Annotated in this window: 17 protein-coding genes and 1 tRNA gene; 9 read left to right on the forward strand and 9 right to left on the reverse strand. The window is 54.2% G+C overall.

Going from position 1 to position 25212, the window contains the following annotated elements:
• Nucleotides 1-469: 469 nt before the first annotated feature.
• The gene (gdhA, locus tag A3L14_RS03040; RefSeq protein ID WP_055430073.1) at nt 470-1729 is read left to right on the forward strand and encodes a glutamate dehydrogenase; all 1260 of its coding nucleotides are present in this window, start codon (nt 470-472) and stop codon (nt 1727-1729) included.
• 58 nt (nt 1730-1787) lie between these two features.
• Here the strand turns inward: gdhA and A3L14_RS03045 are convergent, their stop codons facing one another.
• Both A3L14_RS03045 and A3L14_RS03050 read right to left on the reverse strand, forming a co-directional pair.
• Complete coding sequence (locus A3L14_RS03045) at nt 1788-2078, reverse strand: potassium channel family protein (protein WP_082432049.1); 291 nt, start codon at nt 2076-2078, stop codon at nt 1788-1790.
• A 76-nt stretch (nt 2079-2154) separates the two neighbouring features.
• Nucleotides 2155-3318, reverse strand: coding sequence for a P-loop NTPase family protein (locus tag A3L14_RS03050; protein WP_074631413.1), 1164 nt, complete (start codon nt 3316-3318; stop codon nt 2155-2157).
• Nucleotides 3319-3436: 118 nt separating this feature from the next.
• Here A3L14_RS03050 and psmB point away from each other — a divergent pair, with 118 nt between their 5' ends.
• The 5 genes from psmB to rpiA are packed head-to-tail and all read left to right on the forward strand — an operon-like array spanning nt 3437 to nt 8439.
• On the forward strand, nt 3437-4048 hold the full coding sequence (gene psmB, locus A3L14_RS03055; RefSeq protein ID WP_055430071.1) for an archaeal proteasome endopeptidase complex subunit beta: 612 nt from the start codon (nt 3437-3439) through the stop codon (nt 4046-4048).
• Nucleotides 4049-4058: 10 nt separating this feature from the next.
• Nucleotides 4059-6005 (forward strand): beta-CASP ribonuclease aCPSF1, encoded by a 1947-nt coding sequence (locus A3L14_RS03060; protein WP_055430070.1) that lies wholly within the window; start codon nt 4059-4061, stop codon nt 6003-6005.
• Between the two features lie 18 nt (nt 6006-6023).
• Nucleotides 6024-7358: a pyridoxal-phosphate dependent enzyme gene (locus A3L14_RS03065; protein ID WP_055430069.1), complete on the forward strand. Its 1335-nt coding sequence runs from the start codon at nt 6024-6026 to the stop codon at nt 7356-7358.
• A gap of 39 nt (nt 7359-7397) precedes the next feature.
• Nucleotides 7398-7751, forward strand: a complete 354-nt coding sequence (locus A3L14_RS03070; protein WP_324615388.1) for a hypothetical protein — start codon at nt 7398-7400, stop codon at nt 7749-7751.
• A 4-nt stretch (nt 7752-7755) separates the two neighbouring features.
• A complete protein-coding gene (rpiA, locus tag A3L14_RS03075) occupies nt 7756-8439 on the forward strand; it encodes a ribose-5-phosphate isomerase RpiA (protein ID WP_055430067.1) in 684 nt (227 codons plus the stop codon).
• A gap of 484 nt (nt 8440-8923) precedes the next feature.
• On the opposite strand, the gene A3L14_RS03080 is transcribed toward rpiA, so the two are convergent.
• The 7 genes from A3L14_RS03080 to A3L14_RS03110 form a co-directional block, all read right to left on the reverse strand.
• Nucleotides 8924-9011: transfer RNA gene (locus A3L14_RS03080), tRNA-Leu, on the reverse strand.
• An 83-nt stretch (nt 9012-9094) separates the two neighbouring features.
• Nucleotides 9095-9763 carry a uracil phosphoribosyltransferase gene (upp, locus tag A3L14_RS03085; protein WP_055429116.1) on the reverse strand — a complete coding sequence of 223 codons (669 nt, stop codon included), beginning with the start codon at nt 9761-9763 and terminating at the stop codon, nt 9095-9097.
• Nucleotides 9764-9813: 50 nt separating this feature from the next.
• A complete protein-coding gene (locus tag A3L14_RS03090) occupies nt 9814-11268 on the reverse strand; it encodes an MATE family efflux transporter (RefSeq protein ID WP_055429115.1) in 1455 nt (484 codons plus the stop codon).
• Between the two features lie 39 nt (nt 11269-11307).
• On the reverse strand, nt 11308-12708 hold the full coding sequence (locus A3L14_RS03095; protein ID WP_055429114.1) for an MATE family efflux transporter: 1401 nt from the start codon (nt 12706-12708) through the stop codon (nt 11308-11310).
• A gap of 138 nt (nt 12709-12846) precedes the next feature.
• Nucleotides 12847-15201, reverse strand: a complete 2355-nt coding sequence (gene ppsA, locus A3L14_RS03100) for a phosphoenolpyruvate synthase (protein ID WP_055429113.1) — start codon at nt 15199-15201, stop codon at nt 12847-12849.
• A gap of 133 nt (nt 15202-15334) precedes the next feature.
• Nucleotides 15335-16756, reverse strand: a complete 1422-nt coding sequence (locus A3L14_RS03105; protein ID WP_232473403.1) for an ArnT family glycosyltransferase — start codon at nt 16754-16756, stop codon at nt 15335-15337.
• Between the two features lie 57 nt (nt 16757-16813).
• Nucleotides 16814-19273 carry a glycosyltransferase family 39 protein gene (locus A3L14_RS03110; protein WP_055429112.1) on the reverse strand — a complete coding sequence of 820 codons (2460 nt, stop codon included), beginning with the start codon at nt 19271-19273 and terminating at the stop codon, nt 16814-16816.
• Nucleotides 19274-19328: 55 nt separating this feature from the next.
• Between A3L14_RS03110 and A3L14_RS03115 the strand changes: the two genes are divergently transcribed.
• The 3 genes from A3L14_RS03115 to A3L14_RS03125 all read left to right on the forward strand — a co-directional run bounded on the left by A3L14_RS03115 (nt 19329) and on the right by A3L14_RS03125 (nt 25168).
• On the forward strand, nt 19329-20378 hold the full coding sequence (locus A3L14_RS03115; protein WP_055429111.1) for a hypothetical protein: 1050 nt from the start codon (nt 19329-19331) through the stop codon (nt 20376-20378).
• Nucleotides 20379-20520: 142 nt separating this feature from the next.
• Complete coding sequence (locus A3L14_RS03120) at nt 20521-24795, forward strand: S8 family serine peptidase (RefSeq protein WP_074631411.1); 4275 nt, start codon at nt 20521-20523, stop codon at nt 24793-24795.
• 73 nt (nt 24796-24868) lie between these two features.
• The gene (locus A3L14_RS03125; RefSeq protein WP_055429109.1) at nt 24869-25168 is read left to right on the forward strand and encodes a DUF424 domain-containing protein; all 300 of its coding nucleotides are present in this window, start codon (nt 24869-24871) and stop codon (nt 25166-25168) included.
• The last annotated feature ends 44 nt before the right edge of the window (nt 25169-25212 follow it).

The raw sequence follows: 25212 nt of genomic DNA on the forward strand, positions 1-25212 counted from the left end.
TTGAGTTCCTCCTTTCTCGTCATTTTTTCAGTACGTCAGGTTAACGTAAGCGTTAGGGCAACGTATTGACAATCAATAACTGGATAATAAATCATAGTGACGAACAATAGAGTGGAAAAATGGGGAAAGATTTAACTGGTGGGAGAGCAAAGTGGAAACGCCCGATGATTGGAACGAGAGTGATCTGACGGGATGATGACCGACTTCTCGCTGAGGGCCCTCGTTTCAATATAGTTTCATTCATTTTTATTCAATGGTGCCTTTTTATGTGCTCCAATGTATAAAAAATCTTGGATGTACAGCACTGTTTTTGTCTTAAAATTTCGGCAGATTTTTTCTTTTCGCCGAAAATTTCCGTATATAACTTTTTGTTTAAAATTAACCGTTCTCCTGCCTCCTTTGGCGAAAGGTTTATATATGCAAATGCCTAAGGGTATCTCGCAAATTACCGAAACCCGAGGTGGGAAAAATGGTCGAGATTGACCCGTTTGAGATGGCCGTTCAGCAGCTTGAGAGGGCTGCCCAGTTCATGGACATAAGCGAAGAGGCCCTTGAGTGGCTCAAGAAGCCCATGAGGATTGTTGAGGTCTCAGTTCCGCTTGAGATGGACGACGGTTCTGTTAAGGTTTTCACCGGTTTCCGTGTTCAGCACAACTGGGCCCGCGGTCCGACCAAGGGTGGTATAAGGTGGCACCCGGCCGAGACCCTCAGCACTGTCAAGGCCCTCGCTACCTGGATGACCTGGAAGGTCGCCGTCGTTGACCTCCCCTACGGTGGAGGTAAGGGTGGCATCATAGTCGACCCGAAGAAGCTCTCCGAGAGGGAGAAGGAGAGGCTTGCCAGGAACTACATAAGGGCCATCTACGACGTCATCAGCCCGTACACCGACATCCCTGCCCCTGACGTTTACACCAACCCGCAGATCATGGCCTGGATGATGGACGAGTACGAGGCCATCAGCAGGAGGAAGGTTCCGAGCTTCGGAATCATCACCGGCAAGCCGCCTGGTGTCGGTGGTATCGTCGCCAGGATGGACGCAACAGCAAGGGGTGCCAGCTTCACCGTCCGCGAGGCCGCCAAGGCCCTCGGAATGGACCTCAAGGGCAAGACCATAGCCATCCAGGGTTACGGTAACGCCGGCTATTACATGGCCAAGATCATGAGCGAGGAGTACGGCATGAAGGTCGTCGCCGTCAGCGACAGCAAGGGCGGTATCTACATGGAGGACGGCATAAACGCCGACGAGGTTCTCAAGTGGAAGCGTGAGCACGGCTCAGTTAAGGACTTCCCGGGAGCCACCAACATCACCAACGAGGAGCTCCTTGAGCTCGAAGTCGACGTCCTCGCCCCGAGCGCTATTGAGGGTGTCATCACCAAGGACAACGCTGACAAGATCAAGGCCAAGATTATTGCCGAGCTCGCCAACGGCCCGACAACGCCGGAGGCCGACGAGATACTCCACGAGAAGGGCGTCCTCATCATACCTGACTTCCTCTGTAACGCCGGCGGTGTTACCGTCAGCTACTTCGAGTGGGTCCAGAACATAACCGGCGACTACTGGGACACCGAGACTACAAGAGCAAAGCTCGACAAGAAGATGACCAAGGCCTTCTGGGACGTCTACAACACCCACAAGGAGAAGGGTATCCAGATGAGGGATGCCGCCTACGTCGTCGCCGTCCAGAGGGTCTACGACGCCATGAAGTGGCGCGGATGGGTGAAGAAGTGATTTTTCCCCTCCCTTTCTCTTAGTTTCTGTTCTTCTGCAGGGATACAATGTCAATGTTCTAGAGCTTTTTGCCCCTTTCCTGATACAGCCTTGATATTGCCTGCATCGCGGCCACGACTATTATTCCCGTCATTATCATTCCCAGTATGGGCAGTATGAAGGCACAGAGGAGCTTTGATATCGGTGTTGTGGGAATTATGTCTCCATAGCCAACCGTGAAGGCTGATATGAAAGCGAAATAAATCCCGTTGCCGATGCTCAGGGATTCCTGGAAGGCGAGCACTACCCCGAAAACCATTATCAGGCTAAAAAGGCCCAGAAGAATGCTTTTAACGTAGTAGAGGACCATTAAAAATTCGTGGAGGAAGGTTCGAAAGCCTATGAGTTAGATTTCGAGCCCTTCCTCTCTTTCCTTCTCCATTCCCTCACACCTTTGCCCAGTATTCCTTCTCCTCGACCATGACCCTTATCATCTCGTCCTCGTCCTTGAACATGGTTCTCCGTGAGGGGTTCTGCATGCCGTAGAACTCCATGAACGGGCTCGGCCTTCTGTCGAAGGGGTAGTAGAGGTATATCGCCGCCAGCGTTCTGTATGCCTCGGCCATCTCACTGATGACCCCCGCGGAGACGCCCTCAGCGTAGTGGTAGACCGCTATGGCCTTGCTGACGTCGACAAGGTTGAAGTCCCTCTCGACGAGCTGGCGCCTCAGTATGTCGGTGGCCTGCTCTATGTCCTCTCTGTCGAGTTCCTCGACTTCCTCACCGTCCAGAAGGTGCTTTATCCGGATGCGCTTTATTGAAGGGTCAGCGTTAACCTGGGCATCGTATTCAGCAACGACCCACCAGTCGTCCAGAGCGCCGGGGTCAAGGACTGTAAAGTGTTCACTGAGCTTGTTGTAGAATCCCCTGACCCGCTGGTAGTACTCCTCCTCGTGACCGGTCATCGGATAGCTGAGGTAAACGAGCGGCTTTTCTTCTTCCCTGAATATCAGGTCGAGAAAGACTTCGTAGGGGTGTCTTATTCCGAACTGGAGGATATAGCGGACCTCGATACCTTCTTTCTTAAGCTCATGTATCAGGGTTTTAACGTGGTTTATTGCATCCTCACGCCACATGACTAGGGTGGTGAGCTTGATGTTCTCGGGATTCTCACCGAAGCGCTCGAACCACTCCGGGTCGTTGATGATACGCCTCCTTACGGACAGGACATCGTCCAGGACTATTATTACCCGGTTCGGCCTCAGAAGCTTCAGATTGCTAGTTGTGAAGCCTATAACGCTCCCGCTTCCCCAGCGGAAGAGGCTCGGTGTTGAGACCAGGTGGAACTTACGGTCACTTTTATCTATTTCCTTTCTTATTCTATTGAAAGCCTCATCCCTTATCTCGTTCATCAAATCCTGGTGGCTTATGGCAAAGTCAAGGACGTTCTTTCGGGTTATCTTGACGCCCAGTTCCTTTCCGACCTCCCTGATGTAGTCGAAGACGTGGTAGTAGGCGTAGCTCTCTTCGTCGGCGAGCTTTAGTGCCTCGGTTATGTACTCGTCGCGCCCGTTGAGCGGCGGCCCGGTTAGGAGTATGACCTCGTTCATTCTATCACCCCGCGGCATCTAAGCGTAGGCTTCGGACGAAACCTTTAAATACTATTCCCCTAAACTGGCGTTGTAGAGGTTCTTCTATTCTAAAAACATACCAGCAGGGGTGTTGTAATTGGCTGAAAAGCTAAAGGGAACGACTACGGTCGGCATTGTGTGTAAGGACGGCGTCGTCCTAGCGGCGGACAGGAGGGCATCGCTCGGCAACATGGTGCTTTCGGGGAACGTCACAAAGGTATTCCAGATAGACGACCACTTGGCCTTGGCCGGTGCCGGAAGCGTTGGGGACATCCTCTCACTCGTCAGGCTTCTGAGGGCCGAGGCTAGACTGTACAGGGCCAGGGTCGGGAACGAGATGGGTGTGAAGGCCCTTGCTACGCTGACTTCTAACATCCTCCACGGCAGGAGGTTCATGCCGTACTTTGGGTGGTTCCTCATAGCGGGCTACGATGAGAGGCCCGGACTGTACTCGATAGACATGGCCGGCGGCGTTACCGAAGACAGATTCACCGCTGCCGGTTCTGGAATGGAGTTTGCCTTCGCGGTTCTTGAGGATGGGTATAGCGAGGATATGGAGCTTGAGGGGGGTATCAGACTTGCCCTCAAGGCGATAAAGGTAGCCACAAGGCGCGATGTTTTCACGGGGGATGGGGTAACCCTCGTTACCGTCACGGAAGACGGTTACAGGGAGCTGACCAAGGAGGAGATGGAAGCTCTTCTAAAGTGAGGTGGTGGCTTTGATAAGGAGAGAAACTTTCGTTGATGACATTCTACGTGACATAAAAGCTGTAATAAGCCAGATGGTTCCGAGGGAGGCTAGGATAACTGAAGTTGAATTCGAAGGGCCAGAGCTTGTAATCTACGTCAAGAACCCCGAAGCCATAATGCAGGACGGGGAGCTCATCAAAAACCTCGCCAAGGTTTTAAAGAAGCGCATCAGCGTCCGTCCAGACCCTGAAGTCCTCCTTCCTCCGGAGAGGGCAGAGGAGATGATAAAGCAGATTGTTCCTGCGGAGGCCGAGATAACCAACATAAGCTTTGACCCGTCCGTCGGTGAGGTTCTCATAGAGGCCAAAAAGCCGGGCCTGGTTATAGGAAAGAACGGCGAAACGCTTCGCTTGATAACCCAGAAGGTTCACTGGGCGCCTCGCGTCATAAGGACACCACCGCTTCAGAGCCAGACCATATACTCGATAAGGCAGATACTTCAGGCGGAGGCTAGGGACAGGAGGAAGTTCCTCCGCCAGGTTGGCCGGAATATCTACCGCAAACCCGAGCTAAAAAGCGAGTGGATTAGGATAACCAGCCTTGGGGGCTTCCGTGAGGTTGGTAGAAGTGCCCTTCTAGTCCAGACTAACGAAAGTTATGTTCTCGTGGACTTCGGTGTTAACATAGCCGCCCTCCGCGACCCCAAAAAGGCATTTCCGCATTTTGACGCGCCCGAGTTCAGGTACGTTCTTGATGCTGGGTTACTCGATGCGATCATCATAACCCACGCCCACCTCGACCACAGCGGAATGCTCCCTTACCTCTTCCGCTACAAGCTCTTCGACGGCCCGATATACACGACGCCGCCGACGAGGGATCTGATGGTGCTCCTCCAGCAGGACTTCATCGAGATACAGCAGATGAACGGCGTCGAGCCTCTCTACCGGCCGAGGGACATCAAAGAGGTCATCAAGCACACGATAACCCTCGACTACGGCGAGGTTCGCGACATCGCTCCGGACATGAGGCTCACCCTCCACAATGCAGGCCACATTCTCGGGTCGTCGATAGTCCACCTCCACATAGGCAACGGGCTTCACAACATAGCCATAACCGGAGACTTCAAGTTCATCCCTACGAGGCTCTTTGAACCCGCTGTAAGCAGGTTCCCCCGTCTGGAGACCCTCATCATGGAGTCCACCTACGGAGGAAGCAACGACTACCAGATGCCGCGTGAAGAAGCCGAGAAGCGCCTTATAGAGGTCATCCATCAGACGATTAGGAGGGGAGGTAAGGTTCTCATACCTGCCATGGCGGTCGGCAGGGCACAGGAGATAATGATGGTTCTCGAAGAGTACGCCCGGGTCGGCGGTATCGAGGTGCCCATATACCTCGATGGAATGATATGGGAGGCCACTGCAATCCACACGGCCTATCCAGAGTACCTCAGCAAGCATCTGCGCGAGCAGATATTCCACGAGGGCTACAACCCGTTCCTCAATCCGGTTTTCAAGAGCGTCGCCAACTCCCGTGAGAGGCAGGATATCATAGACAGCGGAGAGCCGGCAATAATCATCGCCACTTCGGGTATGCTCGTCGGCGGGCCGAGCGTGGAGTACTTCAAACAGCTCGCTCCCGACCCGAAGAACAGCATGATCTTCGTCAGCTACCAGGCCGAGGGAACGCTTGGAAGACAGGTTCAGAGGGGACTCAGGGAGATACCGCTGGTCGGAGAGGGTGGAAAGACCGAGGTCGTCAAGGTCAACATGCAGGTTCACACTATCGACGGCTTCTCCGGCCACGCCGACAGGAGAGAGCTCATCAGCTATATAGCCAGGCTGAGACCGAGGCCTGAGAGGGTGATAACCGTCCACGGAGAACCACACAAGTGTCTTGACCTGAGCACCAGCATCCACAAGAAGTTCGGTATCTCAACGCGCGCCCCGAACAACCTGGATGCAATAAGGCTTAAGTGACCGTCCGAGTGATGCCCGATGCAGGTTCGATGTCCAAGCTGTGGGAGGCTCTACTCCTCCTTTATTCCCCCAACGTGCTCCTGCGGTGAGCCGCTCAGGATAGCGTACGACTATGAATCCGTGGACGTTTATTCATGGAAAGGGAGAAGGCCCGGTGTCTGGAAGTATCGGGAGCTTCTTCCCGATGTGGACCGTGTCATCAGCCTGAACGAGGGCGGAACGCCCCTTCTGAAGGCTAAACTCGGTGAGGAACTCGGTCTGAACGTCTTCATCAAAGACGAGACGAGGAATCCCACTGGCTCGTTCAGGGACAGGCTCATCACTGTGGCGGTCTCCTACGGCATTCCCCACGCAGAGAACGGTTTTGTTGTGGCCAGCAACGGAAACGCCGCCGCTTCCCTTTCGGCCTATGCCGCCCGGGCTGGGAAGCCTGCTTACACAGTCGTTCCAAAACTGGTTGAGCAGGGGAAGCTGAACCAGATAGTGGCTTTCGGTGCGAAGGTGATCCGCTACGGTGAGAGCGTTGATGAGGGCATAAGCTACGCGGAAGGATTGGCTGAGGGCAAGGGGCTCTACAACGTCACCCCCGAGAGCAACCTCGTCGGTTTGGAGGGGCAGAAGACGCTCGCCTTTGAGCTGTGGGAGGAGCTGAACCCGACCCACGTGGTGATCCCGACGGGAAGTGGAAGCAACCTCTACAGCATCTATAAGGGCTTTACCGAGCTCATGGAGATAGGTGCCATTGAGGAAATGCCCAGACTCATAGCGGTGCAGGCGGAGAAATGCTCCCCCATAGCGAGTGAGGTTCTGGGCGTCGAGCCGAGGGCGGAGCCGACCAAGGCGCTGGCGCTCTACGTGAAGAACCCCGTGATGAAGGAGCTGGCTTTGAAGGCCATAGGCGAGACCGACGGGACCGCTGTGCTAGTCGGCGAGGATGAGCTCGACCTTGGGCAGAGGTTGCTCGCCGGGGAGGGGATCTTTGCGGAGTACGCTTCGGCAGTGATAGTTCCTGCCCTGCTCAAGCTGGCCGAGGAAGGTTACTTTGAGAGGGACGACAGAATAGCGCTTATCGTGACCAGCTCTGGCCTCAAGGGACACTACGCTGAGACACGGGAAAAGTTCAGCATAGGGGGAACAAAGCTTGATATACTGAGACTTCTCAGCGGGAGGGTCATGTACGGCTATGAGATATGGGAGGCCCTTGAGAAGCCGCTCAAGTATCAGGCGGTTTACCAGCACCTCCGTGAGCTTGAGAGTCTGGGCCTAATAGACGAATCCCATAGAAGGGGCAGGCGCGTCTACTACAGGCTGACGGATAAAGGGCGCAGGTTCCTGGAGACACTATCTGAGTAACGGAAAGGTTTTAAAAGGTCTTTTTAAAGCTAAGCGTAGGTGAAGAACGTGGGGCTGGCAATTGAACACAAGTTTTCACTATCCGTTTACCTGTGGGGACTCATCTGTGGTCTGGTTAGTGGGGTTGCCGCCGCAAAGTTCCAGTACGGCTGGATGATAGGCATCGCCATGTTCCTGATCATCGACAAGGTAGTCATGGCCCTCATAAAGGAGCTGCCGCCCGACATCGAGGAGGAGCGCCTGATACTCAGGAAGGCCTTCTTTGGCTGGTTCCTGTTCTGGCTGTACTTCACCATGCTCAGCTACACCCTGATGGTCAACTTCCAGCCCCAGTTCTACTCAAACCAGAGCCTGCTTTATAAACTCACGCAGAACGGAACGGTGATGGGGTGAGCCTATGGAGGAGCTCAAGAGGGCGGTTGCCAAGGAGGCCCTGAAGTTCATTGAGGATGATATGGTAGTCGGCCTCGGCACAGGCTCCACTACTGCATACTTTATCGAGTATCTGGGCAAGCTCATTATGGAGGGGGAGCTTGAAGACGTTTACGGCATTCCCACGTCCTATCAGGCTAGGCTTCTCGCCCTTGAGAACGGCGTCCCGGTAGTCGGCCTGGACGAAGTCGATGCGATAGACATAGCCGTTGACGGCGCCGACGAAGTTGACCCCTATCTGAACCTCATAAAGGGCCGCGGTGCGGCGCTCACCATGGAGAAGATAATCGAATACCGCGCTGGAACGTTCCTCGTTCTCGTTGACGAGAGCAAGCTGGTCGAGAGGCTCGGCCAGAAGATGCCCGTTCCCATTGAGGTCATTCCGGCAGCCTGGCGCGCCATAGCCGAGGAGATAGAGGTCTTCAACGCCACTGCTGAACTGAGGATAGCGAGCAAGAAGGACGGGCCGGTCGTTACCGACAACGGCAACTTCATTCTCGACGCCAGGTTCCACCGCATAGACGACCCGCTCGACCTTGAGATAGAGCTCAACAACATCCCCGGTGTGGTGGAGAACGGCATCTTTGCGGACATAGCCGACATAGTCCTCGTTGGAACCAGGGACGGCGTCAAGAAGCTGGAGCGCTGAGGTTTTTCTTTTCCAACTCTTGCTTGGTGGTTTTCCCTAGAATGAATCCGTTCTTCCCATCGAGGGCAAAGAGTCAGTCTCCAAAAGCAAGTGAATAAAAAACCCACTCATAAAAGGAGCACATTCCAAAATTGCACCAACCTTCCGTCATCCGTTAAGGACGCTTGAACGATAGTGAAAGCGGCGCTGAAGCTTTTAGATAGTCTCACCAAAAGTTCGTGGTTCTTGCGAGAGTTTGCCATTCAAAAAGGGATTCAACGTTAAAAATCTCTCAATTAAACCTGAATTCAACTCATACGGGCATTTTAGGGGGAGTTCAAATTCTAGCCGACGCCCAAAGGGCGTCAAAGAGGAGGAACTCCTGGGGAGGGTGATAATGCAGGAATTCAACCCAAAAAATAGCCCGTAAAAAGGAATCCCTCAGCGCTTTGGCATTTCAAAAAGGAACCCTAAACTTTGATGAAACTTTGCCCAGCAAAGTTTCTGGTGCGGGGGCGGGGATTTGAACCCCGGAACCCCTGCGGGAGTGGATCTTGAGTCCACCGCCTTTGACCAGGCTCGGCAACCCCCGCACACTGCGGGTTTCAAAAAGAATAACAAAAGGCCGGCTTATAAATTTAACGTCCGCGAGCAGAGAAAACGGAAAGAAGGAATTTCAAACCTTAATCGGCGCACCGAAGGCCCTGTCGCCGGCATCGCCGAGGCCGGGGAGTATGTAGCCGTGGTCGTTGAGCTCCCTGTCTATCGCCGCCACGAACATCTCGACCTCCGGGTGGGCTTCCTTTATCCTGCTTATTCCCTCTGGAGCCGCGAGAACCCCGACTATGACGTAGCGCTTGGCCTTCCCGTACCTCTTAACCTCGTCAAGAACCTTGATGAGAGTTGAACCGGTGGCTATCATCGGATCCGCTATGATAACTGTATCCTCCGGCTTTACCTGAGGCACTTTCACGTATTTCATCTCTATCTCGAACTTCGGGGCCTTTCCCCGCGATGCTGAGACTATTCCAACCCTTGCGTGGTCAAGAACCTTGATGAGTCCCTCCATCAGCGGTATTGCCGCACGGAGAACGGTGATTATGACGACGTTTCGCCTGTCTCTGACTATCGTTCCAACGGTTTCTTCAAGCGGCGTTTTTATCGGAATCCTCTCGACCTCCATCGTTTTGGTCAGCTCGTAGGCCATGTAGCGGCCGAGCTTGACGAGTCCCTTTCTGAACGGTATCGGCCCCGTTCTCTCGTCCCTCAGCTCCGTCAGAATCTCCATGATGAACGGGGAGTCCTCAAAGGAGTAAACACCCTTCCACCGCTTATCCTCTATCATCGCCCTCACCGGTGGTAGGTCAGAGAAAGGGTTTATTAGCCTTCCGGATGTTAAGCAGTGGCCTTCTCAGGCTCGGTTTTTGACTTCTCTTCGATTATCCGTTTCATCCACGTGCCGCGCAGGAACCAGGCGAGAGCAACCATCGCGGCTATAAAGTTGCTCATGCCCATGCCGAAGAACACTCCCCTGCTCGTGAAGCCGAAGAGCTCCGCGAGAGGTACGGTGATTCCAAGGATTGTTATGGCACCGATGTAGCCGAAGGCGTAGCTGAGCGGAATCCTCAGCCCCCAGAGGCGGAATATCCCGAGGGCCATGCTCTTCTTGGTGTGGCCCGCCGAACTGAAGGTTCTGTTGACGACTATGAATATTCCATTGAAAAACGGCACCGAGATTAGGAAGTATTTCATAACGACCTCGCTCTCCTTGATGACGGCAGGGTCGTTTAAGAACACGCGGAATATCTCGACGCGGAAGACCCCGATTATCAGTATCGCGAGGCTAGCTATTGCGAAGTTTATGAGCATCGCCCTCTCGGCTATTCTTTTTGCCCTTTCGTAGTTCTCCGCTCCGACGTTCTGGGCTATCATCGTCCCCATCGCCATACTTATTCCGCGAGAGATGCTCGTGAGGAAGTTCACCAGTCTGGTAGTTATAACGTAGGCGGCGTAGGTGACATCTCCGAAACCGAATATTATCCTAGTGAGGATAACGAAGCCGAAGCTGTTCGCCGACTGGCCGATGCTCGACGGCAGGCCAACCTTGAATATCTTCTTGTAGAACTCGAAGTCTGGCTTGAGGCTCTCAAGGCTCAGGCTCAGCCCGACCCTATCGGTTAAGAGGAGGTAGAGTCCTATGAATGCTCCTACCGAGTTTGCAAAGACCGTCGCTATTGCAGCCCCTGCAACTCCCAGCTTCGGGAAGCCCAGCCAGCCGAATATCAGTATCGGGTCTAGGATTATGTTTATCGCCACGGTGAGAAGGGTTATCTTGACCGGTGTTTTCGTGTCCCCCGTTGCTCTCACGAGCGCTCCAAAGGCCATGAAAGTGAAGGAAAATGGGATGCCGAGGAATATTATCGTCGCGTAGGTGAGCGAGTATGGGTAGACGTTCTCGCTGACCTTCATGAAGTGCAGGGCGTACGGCAGGAGGAGCGTTCCAATTATGGCAGTTGCCGTCGCGAAGAACAGCATGAGTGAGTAGAGTGCCCCGGCGGAGCGGTTTGCCCTGTCATACTTCTCAGCGCCTATATACTGGCCTACGAAGGCAAAGCCCGCTGTGGTAAACCCGAGTCCAAGGGCCATTAATGTGCCGATTATTGGCCACGTGACTCCCGGGGCCGAGAGCGCCTCCCTCCCGAGTTTGCCGAGCCAGAAGGTATCGGTTATGTTGTAGACAACTTGGACTAGGTTGTTTACAATGAGCGGGCCCGCCAGAACGAGAAGTGTCTTTTCTATGGGCCCGGTTAGTATCTCTTCGCGCATCCTCCCGATTTTCTCGCTCTTCATGTGCAATCAGACCGCAATCGAAACGGTGATATAAAAGGTTTATGATGCGCTCGCGGGTTCCTCGATTATCCTTTCCATCCAGCTCCCGGTCAGGAACCAGGCGAGAGCAACAACCGCGCCGAGAACGTTGCTCAGACCCATCCCGAGCCACATTCCGGAGGTGTCCCTCACGAGGATTCCGAGGCCGTAGCTGAGGGGCAACCTTAGCCCCCAGAGGCGGAGTATGCTGAGGAGCATGCTCTTCTTGGTGTGCCCTGAACTCTGGAAGACGTTGTTTACCGCCGAGAATATCCCGAAGAAAGGCAGCGATGCGGAGAAATACTTAACTACCTTAGCGCTCTCGGCTATTATCGCCGGGTCGTTGATGAAAAAGCTGAATATCTCCACACGGAAGAAGGCGAAGAGGAGCGTTCCGACGCTCAGGATGGCAAAGTTTATTGCCATCGTCTTCTCGGCTATGGTCTTGGCCCTCTCGTAGAGCTTTGCCCCAACGGTCTGACCCACCATTGTCCCCATCGCCATGCTTATGCCGTCAGAGAAGGCGAACATGAAGTTGGTCAGCCTGTTGGTTATGGAGTAGGTCGCGAAGGCCACATCGGCCTCGCCGAACTGACCACCGAGGGTGAAGATTATCCTCGTGAGTATGACGAAGCCGAGGGCTGTGGTTGACGAACCAACGCTTGAGGGTATACCAACGCGGAAAATGCGCTTGTAGAATGGCCAGTCTGGCTTCAGGCCTTCCACCGTAAGGTGTATCCCAACCTTCCCCCTGAAGAGGAGGTATCCACCGAAGAGCGAGCCGAGGCTGTTGGAGAACATCGTTGCTACTGCTGCACCTATGACCCCAAGCTCTGGAAACGGCCCCCAGCCGAATATCAGGAAGGGGTCCAGGGCCAGATTGAGGAGCACGGTGGCTATGTTTATCTTAACCGGTGTTTTTGTGTCTCCTATCGCCCTCAGGAGGAAGTTGAAGGCGAAGAGCGTGAAGGCGAAGGGTATTCCGGCGAAGATGACGCGGGTGTAGTTGAGTGCGTAGGGATAGACGGTGTCACTAACGTTCATGAACTTGAGGAGGTATGGGGCCGAGAGGACACCAAATACGCCAACTCCAATAGCGAAGAGCATCATGAGGGAGTAGAGCGCTCCCGCGGCCCTGTTCGCTTTTTCATACTCCCTCGCCCCGACGTACTGGCTGACGAAGGCGAAGCCTGCTGTAGCGAACCCCATTCCGATGGCCATGAAGAACCACACCAGCGGCCACGCCGTCCCTGGTGCCGCCAGCTCCTCCCTTCCGAGCTTCCCGAGCCAGTACGTGTCGGTGAGGTTGTAGAGAACCTGAACGAGCTGGTTTATGATTAGGGGATAGGCTAGCACGATGAGCGTCTTCACTATCGGGCCGCCCACGATCTGGTCGCGCATTGCCTCTACTTCACGTCTCATTGAGATGGCTGTCGAAACGTGTGTATAAAAGCCTTATGGTGGATAAAAGAGCCAGCAACATGGATATCCCTGTCTGAAAAACGCCGCTGGAGTCTCAATACACAAGCGATAGAAACGGAATAGAAAAGGGAAGGAAGCTCACTCGAAGAGCCTCTTGCGAGCCGCCTCAAGGATGAGCTTCTGCTCCTCCTGGGCGACGGTCTTCCTGATGAGCTCCACCGCGTCGGGGTTGGCGCTGATGCTGTCGATGCCGAGCCTGACGAGGATCTTGGCCATCTTGGGGTCGCTTCCTGCCTGTCCGCAGATGCTGGTCTCGACGCCGTACTTCTTGGCGACCTTGATGACGTTCTCGATGAGCTTGAGCACCGCCGGGTGCTTCTCGTCGTAGAGGTATGCTATCCTGTCGTTGTCCCTGTCGATGGCGAGGGTGTACTGGGTGAGGTCGTTGGTTCCGAAGCTGACGAAGTCGAGGCCTTCCTTGATGAGATCCTCGATGATGAGAGCCGCTGCCGGAACCTCGACCATTATTCCCCACTCGACGTCCTTGTGCGGCTCAAGGCCGACTGAGCGGGCGATCTCCTTGGCCTTCCTGATCTGCTCGGGGTTGGCGACGAGCGGGAGCATGACGCCGATGTTGTCGTAGCCCTCCTCGACGACCTTCTTGATGGCCTTGAACTCCGCCTTGAGGAGCTCAACCTGGTCAAGGCTCCTCCTGATTCCGCGCCAGCCGAGCATCGGGTTCCTCTCGTCCGGTTCGTCCTCTCCGCCGGGCATCTCCTTGAACTCGTTGGTCGGAGCATCAAGCGTCCTGTACCAGACGGGCCTCGGGTAGAAGGCAGCGGCAACGGTTCTGATGCCGTCGGCGAGCTTCTCGACGAGCTCCTCCTCCTTGCCCTCCTTGATGAACTTGACCGGGTGCTTGCCTATGGTGAGGATCATGTGCTCGGCGCGGAGGAGACCGACACCGTCGGCGCCGGTGGCGGCTGCCCTCTCGGCGACCTCCGGCATGGAGACATTGACCTTGACCTTGGTGGCGGTGACGAGCGGAGCACCGGCAACGACGACCTGTCCGCCGGCGGCTTTCTCTTCCTCCTTCTTCTCGACGAGGCTCTTGACTATGCCCTTGTAGACGACACCCCTGGTTCCGTCAACGGTGACGTAGTCGCCGGTCTTGAGCTTCTTGGTGGCCTCCTTGGTACCGACGACTGCCGGGATGCCGAGCTCACGGCTGACGATGGCGGCGTGGCTGGTTCTTCCGCCCTCGTCGGTGACGATAGCGGAAGCCCTCTTCATGGCCGGAACCATGTCCGGGTTGGTCATGGTGGTGACGAGAACGTCGCCCTCCTTGACCTTGTCGATCTCGTCGGCCTCGAAGATGACGACGACCCTTCCGGCACCTATGCCCGGTGAGGCACCGAGACCCTTGAGGATGACCTCGGCCTCCTCAACCTCGGCGGCCTCCTGGGCAGTCTCGGTCTCCTTGAGGGTGGTGATCGGCCTGCTCTGGACGATGTAGAGCTTGCCGTCGTCGGCGTCGTAGGCCCACTCGATGTCCTGCGGCCAGCCGTAGTGCTCCTCGATCTTGGCGCCTATCTTGGCGACCTCGATGATCTGCTCCTCGGTGAGAACCTGCTTCTCAACCCACTCCGGACCGAGGTAGTCGGCGACCTTGACGTAGATGGTTCCCTTGCCGGTCTCCGGATTGCGGACGACCATGACCTCCTTCTTGGCGATGTACTTCTCCTTGATCCTCCAGGTGCCCTTCTCAACTATGTACTCGTCAGGAGAAACACTGCCGCTGACGACGGCCTCACCGAGGCCCCAGCTGGCGTTGATCATGATCTCGTTCCTGTTGTTGGTGACCGGGTTGGCGGTGAACATAACACCGCTGGTCTTGCTGTTGACCATCTTCTGGACGACCGCTGAGAGGTAGACCTTGCTGTGGTCGAAGCCCTGCTTGGCCCTGTAGAAGGTGGCCCTGGCGGTCCAGAGGCTGGCCCAGCACTTCTTGACCTTGTCTATGACGTCGTCAACGCCGTAGACGTCGAGGTAGGTCTCCTGCTGGCCGGCGAAGCTGGCCTCCGGGAGGTCCTCAGCGGTGGCCGAGCTCCTGACGGCGACATAAACGGCGTCCTTGTTGAACCTCTGGGAGAGCTCCTTGTAGGCCCTCTCAATCTCTCCGGCTATCTCTGCCGGCATCGGGAGCTCGATTATCTTCTGCCTGATCTTGGCGGTGTTCTCCTGGAGCTGCTTGGAGTCATCGACGTTGGTCTCGGCGATGACACCCATAATCCACTCCTGGAGGGTCTTTCCGTCCTCAAGCTTGACGTTCTCGACGAAGTACTTGTATGCCTCGGCGGTAACACAGAAGCCGGGCGGAACCGGAATGCCGGCGTTGGTCATTTCTCCAAGGTTGGCACCCTTTCCGCCAACAAGAGCGACGTCGCCCTTTCCGAGTTCCTCAAACCACTTTATAAACTTGTATTCGCTCATGCGAATCCCTCCACAATCGTTTACTGCGGGTGATATATCGAGGGCCCGTATTTAAAATTAACTATCCATGGCTGTTCTTTGGGGTACATGAATGAAAAAGAAGGCGAATGTGTTCATTTGGGTTGACGGGGGCTTAACTATCCCTGCTTTTGGAGATTGAGGTGGAGCGTATGAAAACCTTAAAGCCCTCTTCGGGGAACTCCCTGGCGATGGTGTACATACCGCTTTCTTCGATGTTTAGTGGAGGGTCGCTCTCCATTTTGATTATAAGGCCGTACTTTCCGCTGGCGATTCTGTTACGAACCTGTTGTCTGTCTATTATGACCTGGATTATTGCATCCGGATAGTACAGTCCTGCCATCGTGTACATCTTGGGCGAAACAAGGAGCCATTCCACGGAAGGGTAGTTGGCTGAGGCGTATTCCATCACCTTAACATAGACAGCCCCCTGTTCGTCCCACTGCCCTTTGAGGTATAGGGCGTCTCTTCCAATTGGAATCAGGAACAGTATCAGGAGCATGATAGACGCATACTTTCTGTGCTCGGCACTCGTTATAAGTTCGTGGAGAATCTCCGCCAGGCTCCACAGGCCGTGAGCGGCTAGGAGGGCAATCACGGGAGAGAGGAACGTTATGAAGCGCTCTTCTTTATGGGTTACGGTCATTATCCCCAGCAGTCCAAGAAAGAGCCAGCTTATGAGAAGCCATCCCTCGTCGTTCTTTTTGAGGAATACAAAGCCGGCTATTGCTAAGAACAGGAGGATACCCAGGGTGTTGGCTATCATTCCCACGTAGTCGAATGCTGAAACCGGTGGTGCGTTGGTTACATACTGGGTGGCCACGCTGAAGGGCTTAAACGCACCGCCGTAATAGAGATGGCCCATGTACATCCAGGGCAGGAGGACAAGGATGAAGAGGAGGAACCCGAGGGGATACTCCTTTTTCCTTGCCCAATCCCAGTGTTCGGTCAGATACAGGTATGCTATTATGACTCCCAGTATCGAGAGTCCTGTGTATCTGGTCAGCACCGCTATTCCCGCGATTATGAACGAGAGGTACAGCCTTGTGGCTTCACCCCTTTTTCTCCCGGTGTACAGTAGGTATATGGCGAGGGTGTAGAAAAACGTGAACTCGCTGTGGACAAGCTCGCGGGTTCCCATCGCAAAAGCCGGGGGATTGAAGACGTAGAACATAGCCGCCGCAAACGCTTTCAGCCGGTCTCTCCACAGCTCCATAGCGAAGGTATATACAAGGCCGGCCGTAAGGGCGTAAAAAAACGCTGAGACGAGTCGAGCTGCCGCTAGGTGGGAGTGGGGTGGAACTAACCTGAAGAGAAGCGAGAGAGTGTAGACATAGACTGGTGGACGGTACATCATGTAGACCCCTTGGTAAGTGTAGTTCGTTATGCCCTTGAGGAGATTCCTTGCGATATTTATGTAGAGTGCTCCGTCGTAGGTGATGGTTCTATCGGGGAGGAAGGCTATGGCTAGAGTCAGGGAAAAAAGAGCTATTGTCCCACTTATGTATACCTCCCTCCTTGAGAGCACTGGCGTCACGTCACACCCTCCATTTACTCCAGGATGTGTTACTATTTAAACCTTTCGAAATTAAAATCAGGAGAAGCTGAGCAGTGGATGGGCCTTTAGAAGTCCGTTGATCATATCGATTGCTCTATCGCTGCCGTAGGCGTAGCTGAAGTAGCGGTACATGGTGAGCACTGAATCGAGGGGGTGTACCTCCCTGTTGGGGTCGAACGTGTTCTCGATGAAGCTGAGGGTCTTCTCCTCCGCGTCCTTAAGTCCGGCGACGTGATAAATGTATGCCATCTGGGCGTAGGTAGCTCTGGAATACGCGTACTCATACTTCTCTGCCTTCAGCTTTCCGCTATCCTCCTGCTCCCCTGTCATCCATTCGGCCGCTTTTCTGACCGCTTTGAGGACGCTCTCATTGCCCGTCAGCTGATAGTACCTTGCGAGGCTTGAGGCGAGTGCTATGGTGGTGCCGAGGTTGTTGTTCCAGCTTCCATCCTCCTTCTGCTCCCTCAGTAGCTGGATGACGATGTTCTTCTCGGTTGTGGAGTTCAGGATTCCAAGCTCCTTGTAAACTGGGAGCATGAGAGCGTTTGTCACGAGGCCACCTTTATTGTCCTTCGGTGTTGTCATAAAGTAGTCCTCGCGTTCCCTGCTCTCCAGCAACTTGAGCGACCTCCCCTTTCCGTCGAAGTTGACCTCCTTCAGAGGTTCGAGGGTGTACGCGGTGTACAGGGTAAAGTCGTTGGGTGGAACTCCCCAGGGGAACGCTCCGTTGTCCATCTGCTTGTATGAAAGCCAGCGGAGGAGCCAGTCTGTGCGGGCGTTGAAGGCATCATCTCCGGTCTTTTGGTAGAGGCGTGAGTAGAGGTCAACCATCCAGGCATTAAGATTGAAGTAGGCCTTGTACCTGGTGTCGAAGTCGGCATAATTATATCCCGTCCAGAACTTCTCCAGGAAATTGACGAGCGGTGAGTAATTTCCGGTATAGTTTAGAGGAAACGGCTGTTCCATCTTTAGGGTAGGTTCTGGAATGAAGCGGTATATGACCGAACCGCCGTTGCAGAATTCAACCTTGAAATGGGTATCATAGGGGGCGTATTCCATAAGGCCGTAGCGGATGAGGCCGTACGAATACCGTTTCCTGTCAACGAAGATGTAGCTTACGTTGTATTTCCTCATAAGATAATACGCCCACTCGCGCTGGTTTGAGCTGAACATTACGACGTGGTCAGTGTACGCCTGGCCCGCCTCCCTCACGGTGGGAGCCTCTCCAAAGAATCCCTGATAGACTTTTTTCCATATGACAACGTCCTTTCTGTGTGTGTTGCCTATGAGGAGATATCCCATATCCCACCAAACGAGTATTGTGGCGTTTTCAGGAGTGTTCTGGACTATCCACTCGTAGGCCTCCTTATCGCTCACAGTTGGCGCCTCGACGTACTTGTAAGCTCCGTAGGCTCCCTGGGCAAGAGGGGTAACCAACAACAGCAGGATTACCAGTGAGGTTACCCAGTGCTTTCGTGAAATACTCTTTATCCACTCAGCGCCCGGACCTTTCACGTCTTCGAAGGCTCTCTGGATAAACGGTCCGATGGCAGGAAAGACAGCGTCAATAAGGTACTCTGCGGCCATAACTGAGAGGGGTATTGTCGCGTAAGGGTCGCGGAAGCGGAAGGAAATTCCGCCGGCCAGCATAAACGCCCAGGCCCAGAGGACGAAGCCACGTCGTATGCTGTCCCTTTTGAAATAGTATGGGCTTGCTATCGCTCCAAAGACGAGCTGGATAACGCCTATCCACTTGAAGTAGCCCAGGAAGCTCACTTCGCTTCGCTGAAGCCTGAGGAACAGCTCCCCAACGGTTGACTGGATGAAAGACACCTGCGTGTAGGCTGTGAACGCTAGAACTGCTAGGACGACAAGGTAGTGGAGGTTCTTTCTTATGAAAGGCCACAGGTAGGAGGCGAACAGCAGAACCGCGGCCATGGCAAAGAATATCCACCCCCTGTGGGTCAGCATGTAGACCGTCATCACGATGGCCAGAAAGACCAGGTTGGAGAGCTTCCTCGATTTCATGAATCTTATCAGGAACAGCAGGCTTACCGAGAACAGGAACAGACCGAGGTTTTCAGGGATGTAGAGGCTAGTCCTGTATATGGAGTTGGGGGCAAAGGCAAGAAATGCCGTCGCAAGAAGGGCGCGGTTTTTGTCCCCCGTGAGCTCCTTAAACGCCAGGTAGAAGCCAAGCACTGCGAGGGTGCCGTAGACTGCCGGAAGGACGAAGAAGAGGTAATCGGACGGGAATATCTTGTAAAACGCCGCGCCGATTATATGGAACAGAGGCGGATAGCTGTAGGCCCTCAGTCCGATCAGGGAAGGTATATCCTTTGGGATCGAGCCTATGCCTTGGCTGACTATCCTCAGGGTTATGTCTCGGTGAAGGTACTCGTCGTATGTCGCTAAGAGAAGCGTTCTGTGGGGAATGAGTCTGATGATGAAAGCAGAAATGAGAAGCAGGGGGAGGTAGAGGCTTTCTCTCTTCATTGCACGACACCCCTCAAATTTTTAAGCTCCTTTTTTAACATTAATTGGTGGTAAAGTGAGGGGGTTAAAAATCTTTAGCCTCGGCTTCTTTTCTTATCTTACCCTTTCACTGTACGCCAACTATTTTGACGAAGGCTTACGCAACACAATATATTCACGAGGACTGGAGCCCTCAGTGCTCCTTCTGGGAACTGTCTATGCCCTGGCGTTCTTTGCGGTTTTCTCTTTGGGCTATGTCCTCAACCTGAGACTCCCATCCTCACTGCTGGCTGTTCTATTTCTGCTACTCTCTTTCCAGAATTTTCCCGTTTTTTCCCTCCTGGCTGTTTTGGTTCTTATAGTGTACCGGCTGGGAATCAATCCTTTCAGGCTGTTCCCCCAAAGCGCTCTCCTAGTGGCACTTTTGATACCCTCTGCTCTATACATCGTCGTGGGTGTGCCACTTCTTGAGAATTCCCTCAGGTATGAACTCGTGGGTTCTCTAGTTCTAGCGGCGGTTCTGGCGGTTGTTGGAATGGCTTATTCCACGCTTTCTCTTCGCTGGAAAACTTTCCTAGTGGGGGTGTATACCGTGCTGTTCTTCCTCGGCACATTCCGCTCCCTGGTTCTTCTGGTATATCTGGCTTATTTCCTGGGTACATACTTTGATTATCCTCAGTTTCGAAAATGGCTCCTCGGTCTCAGTCTCATTCCTGCCCTCATCATAGTGGGTATGAGCGGTGGGATTGAGGCAGTTCTAGTGAGGATAGGCTTCACGTTCCTGGTTTTCCACAACCTCGTTCGTCTTTCCCTTCCATGGGGTTTCTTCCATGGTGCTCTCCTCTTCAGTAGCAACCCCCGGGGCATGGTCGCTTCACTGTTCGGTGCCTCCACGAACTATACCTATTTCTTCTTTGGCCAGCCGGTGGCTGATTTTGGAATTCTGGGCGTGATAGAGGCTTTTTTGCTTGGCACGTTCCTTGGAAACAGTGAGGGGAACAGAGGGAGCTTTGTGGTGGTCTTGTCTCTTATGATATACTCGCTAGACCCCGGAGTGGATGCGTTCATAATGTTATTTATTGTGGCCACTTTGCTTTTCTCGGTTTCTGAGGGCAACATAACATGAAGCGCGGTCACCAATGTCCTTGAATAATCATTCAAGTTGTAACATGGCAGTTAAGGTGGATTATACAACCGTGTGGTGCGAAACGTTTATATCGGTGCTCTATCCACAATATAGGTGAACATTACAACCCGGAGGTGTCAGGATGAATCGGAAGGCCTTGAGTCTTTTGATTGTGGCGGTGCTCGTACTATCGGCAGCTTCAGTAGCGTTTTCAGCAACACCTGTCTTTGCCGCCCCCTCTAACCCTGCCAAAGTAGAAACCACAAACAATGCTCATCCTGAGCAGTTCATCAGCGGTGAGATTCTCCAAAAGGAAATACAGAATATCCTGAAGACCAGTGACAAAACCGTACGACTGATAGTCGCACCGGATAGAGACCACAAGATGGAGGTATATAATGCCCTTAAAAAGCTTGGAAAGATCGATCCAATAAGCAAACCCGAGTATCAGTTCATAGTCGTGGAGATGCCCGTTTCCAGGGTGGAGGAGCTCCAGAACATTCCTGGTATCCTGCATGTGTGGAAGGACAGGACTGTCAAGCTCCAGGAACCTGTGGCTCCCGAGGATGGGACTGCTCCCAGCGCTCCTGCAAGGGACTCCCTCTCCCTCCCAGAAATGTTCATGAGCGTTTTCACCATAGACGCGTACAACGTCTGGACTGACTACGGTGTCTACGGAGACAACGTTACAGTTGCCGTTCTTGATACGGGTGTGGATGTGGGACACCCGTTCCTCCAGACGACCCTCGATGGAAGGAAGAAGATTATTGACATCTATGACGCGAGCGACGAGGGTATGGCCCAGATATACTACAACACTACCACTCCCGTCGGAGGAACTATCACCGTCAACAAGAACGTCACTGTCTTCTGGGGAGTCTACGCTAACTATTACGGTCACCCTGCATACACCAACTACACCATGGGCACCTATTATGTCGGCAACATAACTGGCGATACATACTACATCGGCCTCCTTCCCGAGAGGTACTTCGACCTCAACAACTTCAGCGCGACCCCCTACGACCCGTACGGCCTTGGCCTCTTTGGAGACCTCAGTGATGTTTATCCGGTTCTCATAGTCAACCAGAGCGGTAACTTCACCGCTTACATAGACTTCAACCTCGACAACAACTTCACCAACGACCAGCCGATGAGAATTTATGACATCAGCGGGGACTACGTCACCGTTAACACAACTAAGGTCAACGTTGCCTTCATAGAGTTCGAGCCCAGTGAGGGCTACGCCTACTTCATGTGGGACGCCCACGGACACGGCACCCACGTCAGCGGTACCGTTGCGGGCGTTGGTCTGCCCACTGACCCTGTGTTTTACGGCGTCTACGGCGTTGCTCCCAACGCCCAGCTCATCGAGGTTAAAGTTCTTCCGGGAGAGCTCGGCTTTGGAAGAACCAGCTGGATAATCAGCGGGATGATATACGCGACCCTTATGGGTGCCGACGTCATCAGCATGTCCCTCGGCGGTGGTGGCGAGATAAACGACGGACTTGAGACCCCGGAGATATTTTACGTCAACCTGCTCACCGACATTTACGGGGTTACGTTTGCCATTGCCGCTGGAAACGAGGGGCCGACAACCAACAGCGTTCACGCCCCCGGTGACAGCGACCTGGCCATAACGGTCGGCAACTACTGGGAGAGCGAGAGGTGGGAGCTTCTCTACGGCCTGCCGGGGGTTATGAACGGTCCGGCCATGAGTTCCAGCAGGGGACCGAGGATGGACGGTCTCCTCGACCCGGACGTGATGGCCCCTGGAACTGCCATATTCTCAAGCCTTCCGATGTGGTACACGGTTCTCTACGGAAACCCGTACAGGTACTACGGATTCTGGAGCGGCACATCAATGGCCACCCCGCACGTCAGCGGTGCAGTTGCCCTCATGATAAGCTATGCCAAGCAGCACAACATCACCTACAACCCGATAATGATCAAGCGCGCCCTTGAGCTCAGCGCCAAGCCCACGAACCAGACCATGATAGACCAGGGCTTTGGCCTCATACAGGTCGACAAGGCCATAGCCAAACTCGAAGAGCTCAGCCAGGAACCGACCAATTACCTCTTCGCGGGCACGACCTTCACCAGCTTCAAGAACCCGATTGAGCAGCCAGTAATACCAACTGCGACGTTGAGCTCAATATATTCTTGGGGAGTGGGCTACTTCCAGTACATGTTCGGCTATCCGTACCTCTACAGAGGAGTCTACATAAGGGACGAGTATCCGGGCAGCGTCCCGATATACTTCTCGCCGATGACGTACGAGCCCGGATGGGGCCTCTGGTACGTCTTCGAGAACAAGACCTACAAGATAAGCACCAACGTTGACTGGATCATGCCGAACACTACCGAGGTCACCATACACGGCGCTAATGCCATGTACATAAGCGACCTCATCGGACAGTTCTCCATCAACATCGACTACTCCAAGCTCCAGAAGAGCGGCACCTACGTGGGTCTGATTTACATCGACGACCCGGACACCAGCTACATCGATGGTTATGTCGCAGTGACCGTTGACATACCCGCAAACAAGAACGGCGGGACCAGCGCCAAGATCACCGACACCGGCAAACCGGGTGAGGCCAAGCACTACTTCTTCGAGGTGCCGAGGGGCACAAAGGAACTCCGCGTTACCCTCCGCGTCCCGACGGATGCCAACGGCACCCCAATGGGCAGGGTCAAGCTCGTCATCGCGAGGCCAATGGGCGGTGTTGTCTACGACGGAGTGCCCGGATACTACTACGTCGGCCCAGGAGGACCGCTTGAGTACACGTGGGTGGTAGAGAATCCGGTTGAGGGCGTCTGGGAGATAACGGCCTACGTCAGCGTCAGCTCCTACGCCAGGACCGGCTACGAGGATGCCCACTATGAGATCGAAGTGAGCGCTGCGTCCGTTTCAATAACACCTGAGATCATCAAGAAAGACGTCCCGTCTCCGGCAAACGTCAGCGTTGGGGCCAAGGTGGAGAACAACTACGGCGACTTCAACGCCGTTGCTGTTGGATACGGCCTTGGAAGGCTTGACCAAGCATATGCAATGGTCAGGAACGTCAGCCAGGACGACTGGGATGTCATCGGGGCTTTCTATGTTGACCCAACCACATACTTCATCAGGTTTGGAATTACCGAGCCCGAAGACCCAACTGCTGACCTTGACCTGTATGTGCTGTACTTCCCAACGCTGAATGACCTCCTCAACTTCGCGAACTATACGGTCTACTACGACCAGATAGGCCCGACCAGCGATGAGGTCTTCGAAAAGTTCATGCCCGAGACGGGATACTACCTGATAATGGTCTACGGATACGACACAAGGAGCTACAACCCGATCCACTACACCTTCTACTACCAGGTGCTCGGCGACAACGGTGATGTGGCGGTCGACAGCACCCCGTTTGCATTTGGCACGGGTACCTCAGAATCCATCGGCGCTAAAGTGGACCTTTCGGCTCCAGGCACTTACCTCGGAGTGCTCGGACTCCTCAACGCAGACACTGGGGAGACTATGACCTACGCGCCGATGCTGTTCCAGGTAGGCATGCCCGAGATGTACGTGGTAGTGTATCCGGAAGCCACCCTCGGAAAGCAGTCAGTGCTCAAGATAAGGCTCCTCGACCTTGCGACGATGGAGAGGATAAACACTCCGGCAAAGGTCGTCGTGAACGGCAGGGAGTACTACACGGACAACGGTGAAGTCGAGGTGTACTTCACACCCCTCCACATGGAGCAGACGTTCAACATTCAGGTCTTCAGCGACTACTACCAGGACACCTCCAAGGAGGTGACGGTTAAGGTCAAGGAGCTTGCGGAGAACAAGGTTTACTCCGCCACCCAGGTATCACCCTACGTCGCGGTTGGACTCGGTACAGTCACGGGCTACCACGACACGGGTACGAGCATAGACCTGACGGTTGAGGGTCCGAGCGGAACGACCGGTTACGTCCTCGTAACACTGCCGGTCGATACCCAGTACGTCGACGTTAAGGGCGACCATGTGATCAGCTACTACATCCTTGACGGTAAGAACGCGAAGTACGCCGTGCTGAAGGTCAAGTACGCCTCACCGGTAACTCTGACGATTGAATACAAGACCTCCCGCTGGATCGTCAGCACCTGGAACTACGTCTGGTACATGCTCTACTGGAGGTACGACCAGAAGTTCGACCCGCTCTACCAGAAGGCGGTTGAGCTCGGCGTCGACAATGAGACCCTCCAGGAGGCCATGCACTACAAGCAGCTCGCCGACCAGTACTATGCTGAGGCCGAGAAGTACCTGACTCCGGGCAGGGACAACCTCGCAATAGCTGCACTGCCCAACATCCGCAAGGCCTACCTGAACATCCTCAAAGCATACACCATCCTTGAGAAGGCCGTCAAGGAGATTGAAGCCCAGGGCTGATGCCCTTCTCCCTTCTTCTCCATTTACCCAACCCTTTTAAACCCTCAGGCGTTTTTCCCTCCGGTGTCGCTCAATGATATACGTCAAAGTCTACAGAGTTCAGGGGGAAGTTCTCCTAGCGGCCTGCGATGAGGAGCTCCTCGGAAAAACTTTCAGGGAAGGCGAGCTGAAGCTCGAAGTGAAGGAGCGCTTTTACAGGGGAGAACTGGTTGACGAGGATGCCCTGGGGGCCATGCTGGAAGAGGCGACCATCGCCAACCTCACTGGCGAGCGATGCGTCAGAAAAGCGATAGAACTGGGCTACATTGACGAGACGAGGGTGCTCAGGATTCAGGGTGTTCCCCACGCCCAGATGGCGAAGCTCTTTCTCTGAGATTAGGTTTTTAAACTCCCTTCCTCACTCCCTTCCGGTGAGAG

Source organism: Thermococcus thioreducens, assembly GCF_002214545.1.
Taxonomy (GTDB): Archaea; Methanobacteriota_B; Thermococci; order Thermococcales; family Thermococcaceae; genus Thermococcus; species Thermococcus thioreducens.

Bases quoted from the DNA above. Each gene is read 5' to 3' on its own strand.
- gdhA (WP_055430073.1), top strand. From the start codon at position 470: ATGGTCGAGATTGACCCGTTTGAGATGGCCGTTCAGCAGCTTGAGAGG.
- A3L14_RS03045 (WP_082432049.1), bottom strand. From the start codon at position 2,078: ATGGTCCTCTACTACGTTAAAAGCATTCTTCTGGGCCTTTTTAGCCTG.
- A3L14_RS03050 (WP_074631413.1), bottom strand. From the start codon at position 3,318: ATGAACGAGGTCATACTCCTAACCGGGCCGCCGCTCAACGGGCGCGAC.
- A3L14_RS03065 (WP_055430069.1), top strand. From the start codon at position 6,024: ATGCAGGTTCGATGTCCAAGCTGTGGGAGGCTCTACTCCTCCTTTATT.
- rpiA (WP_055430067.1), top strand. From the start codon at position 7,756: ATGGAGGAGCTCAAGAGGGCGGTTGCCAAGGAGGCCCTGAAGTTCATT.
- upp (WP_055429116.1), bottom strand. From the start codon at position 9,763: ATGATAGAGGATAAGCGGTGGAAGGGTGTTTACTCCTTTGAGGACTCC.
- A3L14_RS03090 (WP_055429115.1), bottom strand. From the start codon at position 11,268: ATGAAGAGCGAGAAAATCGGGAGGATGCGCGAAGAGATACTAACCGGG.
- A3L14_RS03095 (WP_055429114.1), bottom strand. From the start codon at position 12,708: ATGAGACGTGAAGTAGAGGCAATGCGCGACCAGATCGTGGGCGGCCCG.
- ppsA (WP_055429113.1), bottom strand. From the start codon at position 15,201: ATGAGCGAATACAAGTTTATAAAGTGGTTTGAGGAACTCGGAAAGGGC.
- A3L14_RS03110 (WP_055429112.1), bottom strand. From the start codon at position 19,273: ATGAAGAGAGAAAGCCTCTACCTCCCCCTGCTTCTCATTTCTGCTTTC.
- A3L14_RS03120 (WP_074631411.1), top strand. From the start codon at position 20,521: ATGAATCGGAAGGCCTTGAGTCTTTTGATTGTGGCGGTGCTCGTACTA.
- A3L14_RS03125 (WP_055429109.1), top strand. From the start codon at position 24,869: ATGATATACGTCAAAGTCTACAGAGTTCAGGGGGAAGTTCTCCTAGCG.